The sequence below is a fragment of the Halobacillus sp. BBL2006 genome (assembly GCF_000786645.1).
Taxonomy (GTDB): domain Bacteria; phylum Bacillota; class Bacilli; order Bacillales; family Halobacillaceae; genus Halobacillus.
This window is the reverse complement of record NZ_JRNX01000347.1, coordinates 1-9,628: the sequence shown is the minus strand read 5'-3', so window position 1 is coordinate 9,628 and position 9,628 is coordinate 1. Positions and strand designations below refer to the sequence as shown.

Sequence of the window (9,628 nt, the reverse complement as noted above, 5' to 3'; positions counted from 1 at the left end):
CCCTTGCCCCGCCGCAAGTATAATCGCTGTGTATTTTATCATAATATCCATCCTAAATTGATTTATACCGTCATTCATATCTCATTAAAACAACAAAAGCGATAACACACTGGTTATCACTTTTGTCATTCTCTATTTGTTTATACCGTTTTTATAATGCTTTTTCAAGTGATTTTGGCTTAGCGAAAATCATGCGGCCCGCTGATGTCTGAAGAACGCTAGTGACAACTACATCAATGGTTTTTCCAATATAGTCTTTTCCTTCTTCAACGACAATCATGGTCCCATCATCTAAATAAGCAACACCTTGGTTGTGCTCTTTACCATCTTTGATGACTTGAATTTTCATTTCTTCGCCAGGCAATACGACTGGTTTAACAGCGTTTGCCAAGTCATTGATGTTCAACACTTGGACATTTTGAAACTCACAAACTTTATTCAAATTAAAGTCGTTTGTTACAACAATGCCATCCATCACTTTTGCAAGTTTAACGAGCTTGCTGTCTACTTCCTGGATATCTTCAAAGTCGCCTTCGTAGATCTCAACGTTCACAGGAAGATCTTTCTGTAGACGATTTAAAATATCGAGGCCTCGGCGTCCGCGATTCCGCTTCAGACCATCGGATGAGTCAGCAATATGCTGAAGTTCTTCTAACACGAACTGCGGAATGACGATCGTCCCTTCTAAAAAGTGTGTCTCACAGATATCTGCAATACGCCCATCGATGATCACACTTGTATCCAAGATTTTCTCCTTTGGAATTAAGGACGCATCCACTTTCGCTGCATCTTGCGAATTAGAATTTTCATCTTCATGAGCTTTTTCTTTTCTAGAAACGAGACTCAAAAATTCATCCTTACGTTTGAATCCTACTTGGAAACCTAAATACCCAAGTAAAATCGTCAAGAAGATCGGTACAACTTGGTTAACAACTTGAATCTGAATATCTTGTACAAATACATTAATCAGATAAGCGACAATCAGCCCGACAATTAAGCCTAAACTACCAAAAAGCAGGTCAGCTACTGGTGCCCTGACAAGGGAATCTTCCACCCATCTGATGAAATCGACAATATAATCCACGACCCAAAAAGTTAATAAAAATAAAATAAGTGCTCCTAGTACGGCTCCTAAAACAGATTGAATCCAATTCTGCCAGGTTAGCCCCATGGTTGTAAACAGCTCTGGAAAATAGAGGTAACCGATTGTTCCGCCGGTTATGACAATAAACAACTGTACAATTCGTTTAAGCACTTGTATTCACCTCCTCACTCACAGTATGACCAAACCCTACAACCATTAATCGTATAAAAAAGGAATGATGGGTATTAAAATAGCACAATTCCCAAAATAAGTCAATTGACAAAACAAATATCATATCATATTTATGACAAATAAGTCAATTTTATTAAATATGTCGATCTACGAACAACTGTTCTTGTATCCGTTCCAAGCCATCTCGAATTTTTGATGCGCGGATTTCTCCGACACCATCCACTTCCACAAGCTCCTTCGTCGATGCCTGAATCATGTCATCTAGTGTCCCAAATCTTTCAACTAGATGCTCGATGATTAAAGGAGGCAACCGTGGGATACGACTCAAGATGCGATAGCCTCTTGGGTGAATCGGATCAGCCATCTTCGTATTGGGAGAATAACCTAACAACTTCAGAATCTGTTCATCGGAGAGTAATTCTGTGTTCGTCACTTCCTGCATTTTGCGCAAGATATAATAAGGCTCATAATCCGGGCGCTTACTGTAATCCTTGAGGAGCAGCGCCGCTTCCTCCTCAATATTGGAGACAAGTTCAGTCATTTGAAGCTGAATCAGGCGGCCCTCTGTTCCTAATTCATTCACGTAATTGATGATTTCAGTCTTCGTACGGAGCACCATTTCAACCCGGTGAACGACTTGGACAACTTCTGAAAAAGAAACCATGTTCTCAAATTCCATTGCTCCGAGATTCGTAATGCTTTGATCTAAGACGTTCTTATATTTTTCCAGCGTTTGTATCGCTTGATTTGCTTTCGTTAAAATGACGCCGATATCTTTTAGAGAATACCTCAACGACCCTTTATAAAGAGTAATGACATTTCTTCGTTGGGAAATTGCAATCACCAGGGAGCCGGTTTGCTTCGCGACTCGTTCAGCAGTCCGGTGCCTCATCCCCGTTTCCGTTGAATAGATATGGGGATCCGGCATAAGCTGCGCGTTCGCAAATAAAATTTTGGACCCTTCGTCATTCAAAATAAGGGCTCCATCCATTTTAGCCAGCTCATAAAGATGGGCTGGTGTAAAATCAGCCTGGATATGGAAACCTCCATCAACTAAATCACGAATGTCATCTCCGTAACCGAGCACAATGAGCCCGCCTGTGTTTGCACGAAGAACATTATCAATGCCATCGCGCAGCGGGGTACCTGGAGCTACCAGCTTTAAAATTTCACCTATTCCATTATCTTTCATTTCATGCCATTCCATCATGCATCCCCCAGTGTCACCTTCATAGCTTCCTGCACAGTGCTAACGCCGATGACTTGAATTTCAGAAGGTGGTGTCCATCCGTCCATGTTCTTCTTCGGAATAATCACACGTTTGAAACCGAGTTTCGCCGCTTCTTGTACACGCTGCTCAATACGGGCAACACGGCGTATTTCTCCAGTTAACCCAACTTCACCGACAACGACGTCATCAGGGTTTGAAGCCTGGTCTCTAAAACTTGAAGCAATACTGATGGCTACAGCCAGATCAATCGCAGGCTCATCAAGCTTTACTCCGCCGGCAACCTTCACATAGGCATCCTGGTTTTGCAAAAGCAGACCGGCCCGTTTTTCTAAAACAGCCATCAAAAGCGGTACGCGGCTGTTATCTAGACCTGTAGCCATTCGTCTCGGATTCCCGAAAGCAGTTGGGGAAATCAAAGCTTGGATCTCCACCAGTACTGGTCTCGTTCCTTCCATCGACGCAACGACAATTGATCCTGCTGCTCCTTGTGAGCGCTCTTCCAGAAAGATCTCAGAAGGATTCAGAACTTCTTCCAATCCTTTTTCTTTCATTTCAAAAATTCCCATTTCATGTGTACTACCGAAACGGTTCTTCACACTTCTTAAAATACGGAAGGTATGGTGTCGCTCCCCTTCGAAATAGAGGACCGCATCCACCATATGTTCGAGCAGTCGCGGGCCAGCAATGGAACCTTCTTTAGTAACATGCCCAACAATAAAAATAGGAATACCCTTGCTCTTTGCAATTCTCATCAATTGACTTGTACACTCTCTCACCTGAGATACACTTCCCGGTGCTGATGTGACATCTTCTTTAAATATCGTTTGAATCGAGTCGATGACCACTAATTTAGGGTCAATGTTTTCGATTTGATTAATAACGTCTTGTAAATTGGTTTCGGATAGCACATAAAGCTCATCCGAAGCTATATCTAAACGCTCTGCCCGTAGTTTCGTCTGCCTCGGAGATTCCTCTCCAGACATATATAAGACCGGCTTGCCCTTATTAGCAATCTGAGCCGAAACTTGAAGGAGTAATGTTGATTTCCCGATACCCGGATCTCCGCCAATCAAAACCAGTGAGCCCGCGACAATGCCGCCGCCCAGCACACGGTTGAATTCCGGCATATCTGTAGGCATGCGTGGTTCTTGTTGAGATCTTATTGAATTTATCTTTTCAGGTTTGCTTGAGGATGAAGTGGAACTCGTTTGGAAAACATGCCGTGAATTCGTGCTGGAGGCACTGACTTCTTCTACTAATGTATTCCATTGATGACACCCTGGACATTTCCCCATCCATTTAGGTGTTTCGTAGCCACATTCCTGGCAAACAAACTTGGTTTTTCTTTTTGCCAAGATGATCGCTCCTTCTCTATATATTCTATACGATATCTATTGTGAAAAAGTTTCACACCTTTATCATTTATATTAAGTTTCCCTTACTAGAATCATATAAGAATACGAAAAAAACCGGAAGGCAAAAGCCTTCCGATTATTAAAATTGAATCTTATGGTTCAGATTTGACTTATTTAGTTGATTCCTGCTGAGTGTGAACAACGAATTCCTTATTATCATTCAAATCGATGTTCACTTTTTGACCTTTAGAAATATTTTCTTTCAATAACTCTTCAGACAATAAGTCTTCTACGTTTTTCTGAATGGATCGACGTAGTGGACGAGCACCATATTCAGGGTCAAAGCCGGATTCAGCAATATGCTCGATCGCTTTATCTGAAAGTGTGAAGTCGATCTCCTGTTCTTGCAGACGTTTTCTGAGTTCCTCCACCATAAGTGTAACGATATCTTTCATGTGTTTCCGCTCTAGAGAGTGGAATACGATCGTTTCATCGATACGGTTCAAGAACTCTGGACGGAAGGCTTTCTTGAGTTCATCTGTCACTTTAGACTTCATGTCTTTGTAGTCTTGGTCACCTTCACCCATGGAGAACCCTACATACTTATTACGTTTCAACTCTTGAGCTCCCACGTTTGAGGTCATAATCAACACCGTATTACGGAAATCGACGACGCGGCCTTTAGAGTCTGTGAGACGTCCGTCTTCAAGCACTTGAAGCAGGATGTTGAACACTTCTGGGTGAGCTTTCTCAACCTCATCAAGCAGAACAACAGAATATGGCTTATTCCGGACTTTCTCTGTTAATTGGCCGCCTTCCTCGTAACCTACATAACCAGGAGGTGAACCGACAAGACGGGACGTGCTGTGTTTTTCCATATATTCGGACATGTCGATGCGAATCATCGCATCTTCTTCACCAAACATGCTCTCCGCTAACGCACGGGCAAGTTCAGTTTTACCGACACCTGTCGGACCTAAGAAGATGAAGGAACCAATCGGACGTTTCGGATCCTTAAGACCTGCACGAGCTCGACGAATCGCTTTGGAAATAGCTTTCACAGCTTCATCCTGACCGATAACACGATTGTGAAGCGTTTCTTCCAACTGAAGGAGACGTTCACTTTCGTCTTTTGTCATTTTAGAGACAGGAACTCCAGTCCAAGTAGATACAACAGAAGCGATATCTTCCACCGTTACTTCTGAATCTTCTTGGCCTTGCTTTTCTTTCCACTCATCTTTAGTCTGTTCCAATTCATCTCGAAGTCTCTGCTCTGTATCTCTAAGAGAAGCTGCTTTTTCAAACTCCTGACTTTGTACAGCCGCATCTTTTTCTTTACGTACTTCTTCAAGCTTTTGTTCTAGCTCTTTTAAGTTTGGTGGAGCTGTATAAGAGCGCAGACGCACTTTAGATGCTGCTTCGTCAATTAAGTCGATCGCCTTATCCGGAAGGAAGCGATCTGTGATATAACGATCTGAAAAACGTACGGCAGAGTCAATAGAATCATCCGTGATCGTCACACGGTGGTGAGCCTCGTAGCGGTCGCGGAGCCCTTTGAGAATTTGAACAGATTCATCAAGGTTAGGCTCATCAACCTGGATCGGTTGGAAACGACGCTCAAGAGCCGCATCTTTTTCAATATATTTACGATATTCATCAAGCGTTGTCGCACCGATACATTGTAACTCACCACGAGCAAGTGACGGTTTCAGAATATTGGATGCATCAATCGCGCCTTCTGCACCACCGGCACCAATTAAGGTATGAAGCTCATCAATGAATAGAATGATGTTGCCTGCCTGGCGGATTTCTTCCATTACTTTTTTCAAACGATCTTCAAATTCGCCACGGTATTTCGTACCTGCTACAACAGTACCCATATCAAGAGTCATGACACGCTTATCGCGAAGAATTTCCGGTACTTCATTATTCATGATTTGCTGAGCGAGTCCTTCTGCTATCGCTGTTTTACCAACACCAGGCTCCCCGACAAGGACAGGGTTGTTTTTTGTACGGCGTGAAAGCACTTGGATTACACGCTCAATTTCTTTGCTTCGGCCGATGACCGGATCAATATTTCCTTCTTTCGCAATTGCTGTTAAGTCTCGGGCTAATGAATCAAGGGTCGGAGTGTTCGCACTTGCTGCTTGACCCGCAGAGCCGCCTCCTCGACGGTTTTGTCCTCCAGTAGACTCATTGTTCCCGAGCAGCTGCAGAACTTGCTGACGTGCTTTATTCAGGCTTACACCAAGATTATTCAGGACGCGAGCTGCAACTCCTTCTCCTTCTCTAATCAATCCAAGAAGAATATGCTCAGTGCCCACATAGGAATGACCCAGTTTACGCGCTTCGTCCATGGATAGTTCAATTACTTTTTTCGCGCGTGGTGTGTAGTGGATCGTCTGTGATACCTTTTCACCTTTTCCAATAAGTTTTTCTACCTCTTGTTGGATTTTAGAGGATTCTAGACCTAGAGCCGTCAACGCTTTAGCTGCTATACCTTCACCTTCACTAACTAATCCAAGTAAAATATGCTCAGTGCCGATATTGTTATGACCTAATCGAACAGCTTCTTCCTGTGCTAATGCAAGTACTTTCTGAGCTCTTTCTGTAAAACGCCCAAACATCATGGACAATCCCTCCTAACATTATTCTTCATTTTCTAATTGAAGTCTTTCTCGGATTAACGATGCTCTGCGAACATCTCTTTCATCAGGACTAAGGGTGGTTTTTGCATATTGTTGCAAAAATCCAGGCTGAGTTAAAACCATCAGCTCATTTAAGATCGTTCTCGGAATATGATCAATGAACCCAAGGTCAATTCCTAACCTGAGATCAGATAAACATTTAGCCGCTTCTTTAGACTCTATGATACGACTGTTCTTTAAAACACCATAGGAACGGAAAATCCTATCTTCCAGTTGAATTCCGGATCGGCTCATCAAAGCATCTCTTGCCCTTCGTTCCTGATCAATCAACTGTTTGACTACACTATGGAGGTCCTCCACGATATCGTGTTCCGACTTCCCGAGTGTAATTTGATTGGATATTTGAAAAATGTTTCCGACAGCTTCACTGCCTTCACCGTATATCCCCCTTACCACCAAACCTAGTTGGTTAATAGCAGGAGTCATTCGGTTAATCTGCTGTGTCATGGATAAAGCGGGAAGGTGCATCATCACAGATGCCCGCATCCCTGTCCCCACATTCGTCGGACAGGCGGTCAAATATCCACGTTTTTCATCAAAAGCATAATCAATCTTTTCTTCGAGCCAATCATCAAGTTGAGATGCTTGCTCTAGAGCCTTATCGAGCTGAAAGCCCGGGAAATAAAGCTGTATCCTGATATGATCCTCTTCATTGACCATGACTGACACTTGTTCATTTTGTGAGATCAGTGTCGCTGAATGGTCTGAATTCTCAGCTAAGTGAGGACTGATTAAATGCTTTTCCACTAATACACGTTTCTCAACAGGCTGCAGATCTTTCATTTGGACAAGCTCGAAGTTTTCATAGTCCCTAAAAGATTGACTTTTAAATTCTTCTTTAAAGAAATGAAGGATCTTATCTAACGTTTCTTCAGAAGCAACAGTCGGGAAAGGGTGCTGTGAAAAATTTCGTGCTAATCGAATTCGACTGCTCATTACGATGTCGCTATCTGGACCATCTTGCTTCATCCAAGGACTTATCGCCTCGTTCATAAACTGCTGCAATGACATTATTGATCACCGTCCTCCCCCTGATGAAGTTGGCTTTGCAAAGATTTGATCCTATCTCTAACTTTCGCTGCCTGTTCGAATTCTTCCTGCTCAATTAATTGTCGAAGCTTGGATTTATGTTCATCAAGCTCTCGTTTCAAATGCAGGTTGCCGCCTTCGCGTTTAGGAATTTTTCCGTCATGTAGTGTGTTCCCGCTATGAACGCGTCTTAAAATAGGATTCAGTCGCTCATCGAATGTTTGATAACAATTAGCGCAGCCGAATTTGCCGTTACGTGCAAATTGTTGGTAGGTCAGACCGCATGTGGGGCATTTAAGCTGAGCCGCCTTTTTGTACGGCTGTGTAGTTTGATTACTGAATGATGACGGGCTTTCTGAATGAAACAAACCAGAAAGGAGATCATTCAATGTGAAATTTTCTTCTCCGTAGTTCATATACCCTTTATCCTTGGCACATTGCTCGCATACGTGAATTTCTGTTTTTTGTCCATTGATGACTTGAGTTAAATGAACGGTTGCCTGCCTCTCGTGACAATTTTGGCATTCCATCTCATTCTCTCCCTTCTTGCTTAACTTTTATACTTAAGAGTAAACAGCAAAGCTGTCATAATCCTTGATCGAATTTCATCACGTAAGGGGAGAGGAAAAGCCAGTACTTCACGGTCGATGATGCTTTCCATTAGTTTCGCTTCCCTTCTTGTAATGATTTCACTATCCAGCAAACGAATGATGACATCAAAAGCGGCTGTTTGGGAAACTTTAGGCTGAACCATATCCATAATTTCTTCAATCATATCCGAGTCTTTCCTGTGCTGAATGCGACTGATGCGGATATATCCTCCTCCACCGCGTTTACTTTCGACTATATAACCTTTTTCCACTGTAAAACGTGTCTTAATCACATAATTGATTTGAGAAGGCACGCATTGAAACTGATCAGCAATTTCACTACGCTTAATTTCAATGGTCTTTTGTTGAGCTTCATCTAGAATACTTTTTAAATACTCTTCAATGATATCGGATATATTCCTCATTTACCCTCCCCCTCTTTTGACTTTGACTATCTTTGACTTTAATTTTATTATACTTATATTTTAGCGATACGCAACTAAAATGTTTATATCGAATTACATCTCTCATGATTCCCTGTTTCCACTCAAGTTAAAACAAAAAAACTACGTAGAATTCTACGTAGTTCACTCACGGTGGCTGACCTGCACCACCTGTTCTATATTTGATAATGCTTGTAGAAGTGGAGCAGCCTGATACGTTTGTTTTTTATCTATCCCTATTATGAGCTTTTGAAAATCATTATCTTGCTTTTTGATGTCTATTTTATTTACATTCAAATTCGCTTCGTCAAATACAGCTAGCACTTGATTCAATTGAATCGTCGGTCCTACCTTAATGTAAAATACATGCTTACTGTTATTTTTGAATTTTCTTTTCTCGATTTTATTAAGGAATACAAGACTAAGCAAAACGAGTATGGTTGTAAATGTAGCCACGTCATACATTCCTGCACCTACGACCAGCCCAATACCGGCTACTGTCCAGATGGAGGCCGCTGTAGTTAACCCCCTGATTGTCATTCCATTGACTATAATAGTCCCTGCACCTAAAAAGCCGATTCCACTAATCACATAGGAAGGGATACGAGCTGGATCGAATCTGACGTTCTCGTACGTATCCATGAAATCCTCAAAACCATAAAGTGATAAGAGCATCATGAGACATGCACCGATTCCTACTAAAATATGTGTTCGAAAACCGGCAGAATGATTTTTCAACTCTCGCTCAAACCCTATTAACCCAGATAATAGTAAGGCTATTAATAAACGAAAAACGAATAAAAGGATATCATCTTCAAAAAAGTAGGACCACTCCATCCGAAACCCTCCTTACCTCACTATATGTCCAACATAGTAAATATAGAAAAAAACCAGAAGCATATACTTCTGGTTTCATATTTTTGACGTGGCGGCGTCCTACTCTCACGGGGATCGACCCGACTACCATCGGCGCTGAAGAGCTTAACTGCTGTGTTC

The 9,628-nt window shown here is 42.1% G+C and carries 8 protein-coding genes; all 8 read right to left on the bottom strand.

Features of this window, described 5'->3' with window-relative positions:
- Positions 1–151: 151 nt before the first annotated feature.
- Positions 152–1,255, bottom strand: coding sequence for a PIN/TRAM domain-containing protein (locus LD39_RS10960; protein WP_035546236.1), 1,104 nt, complete (start codon positions 1,253–1,255; stop codon positions 152–154).
- Positions 1,256–1,409: 154 nt separating this feature from the next.
- Positions 1,410–2,483 (bottom strand): DNA integrity scanning diadenylate cyclase DisA, encoded by a 1,074-nt coding sequence (gene disA / locus LD39_RS10955; protein WP_035546234.1) that lies wholly within the window; start codon positions 2,481–2,483, stop codon positions 1,410–1,412.
- Positions 2,483–3,862 carry a DNA repair protein RadA gene (radA, locus tag LD39_RS10950; protein ID WP_035546232.1) on the bottom strand — a complete coding sequence of 460 codons (1,380 nt, stop codon included), beginning with the start codon at positions 3,860–3,862 and terminating at the stop codon, positions 2,483–2,485. Before radA ends, disA begins: the two co-directional genes overlap by 1 nt.
- A 170-nt stretch (positions 3,863–4,032) precedes the next feature.
- Positions 4,033–6,492, bottom strand: coding sequence for an ATP-dependent protease ATP-binding subunit ClpC (gene clpC, locus LD39_RS10945; protein ID WP_035546230.1), 2,460 nt, complete (start codon positions 6,490–6,492; stop codon positions 4,033–4,035).
- A gap of 18 nt (positions 6,493–6,510) precedes the next feature.
- Positions 6,511–7,581: a protein arginine kinase gene (locus tag LD39_RS10940; protein WP_035546228.1), complete on the bottom strand. Its 1,071-nt coding sequence runs from the start codon at positions 7,579–7,581 to the stop codon at positions 6,511–6,513.
- Positions 7,581–8,129 (bottom strand): UvrB/UvrC motif-containing protein, encoded by a 549-nt coding sequence (locus LD39_RS10935; RefSeq protein WP_035546227.1) that lies wholly within the window; start codon positions 8,127–8,129, stop codon positions 7,581–7,583. Before LD39_RS10935 ends, LD39_RS10940 begins: the two co-directional genes overlap by 1 nt.
- 20 nt (positions 8,130–8,149) lie before the next feature.
- Positions 8,150–8,614, bottom strand: a complete 465-nt coding sequence (locus LD39_RS10930) for a CtsR family transcriptional regulator (protein WP_035546225.1) — start codon at positions 8,612–8,614, stop codon at positions 8,150–8,152.
- A gap of 162 nt (positions 8,615–8,776) precedes the next feature.
- Positions 8,777–9,469 (bottom strand): MgtC/SapB family protein, encoded by a 693-nt coding sequence (locus tag LD39_RS10925; protein ID WP_035546223.1) that lies wholly within the window; start codon positions 9,467–9,469, stop codon positions 8,777–8,779.
- Positions 9,470–9,628: the final 159 nt, after the last annotated feature.

What these genes read in the sequence shown, in the direction of transcription:
- disA (WP_035546234.1), bottom strand. Translation starts at nt 2,483, where the DNA reads ATGGAATGGCATGAAATGAAAGATAATGGAATAGGTGAAATTTTAAAG.
- clpC (WP_035546230.1), bottom strand. Translation starts at nt 6,492, where the DNA reads ATGATGTTTGGGCGTTTTACAGAAAGAGCTCAGAAAGTACTTGCATTA.
- LD39_RS10940 (WP_035546228.1), bottom strand. Translation starts at nt 7,581, where the DNA reads ATGTCATTGCAGCAGTTTATGAACGAGGCGATAAGTCCTTGGATGAAG.
- LD39_RS10935 (WP_035546227.1), bottom strand. Translation starts at nt 8,129, where the DNA reads ATGGAATGCCAAAATTGTCACGAGAGGCAGGCAACCGTTCATTTAACT.
- LD39_RS10930 (WP_035546225.1), bottom strand. Translation starts at nt 8,614, where the DNA reads ATGAGGAATATATCCGATATCATTGAAGAGTATTTAAAAAGTATTCTA.
- LD39_RS10925 (WP_035546223.1), bottom strand. Translation starts at nt 9,469, where the DNA reads ATGGAGTGGTCCTACTTTTTTGAAGATGATATCCTTTTATTCGTTTTT.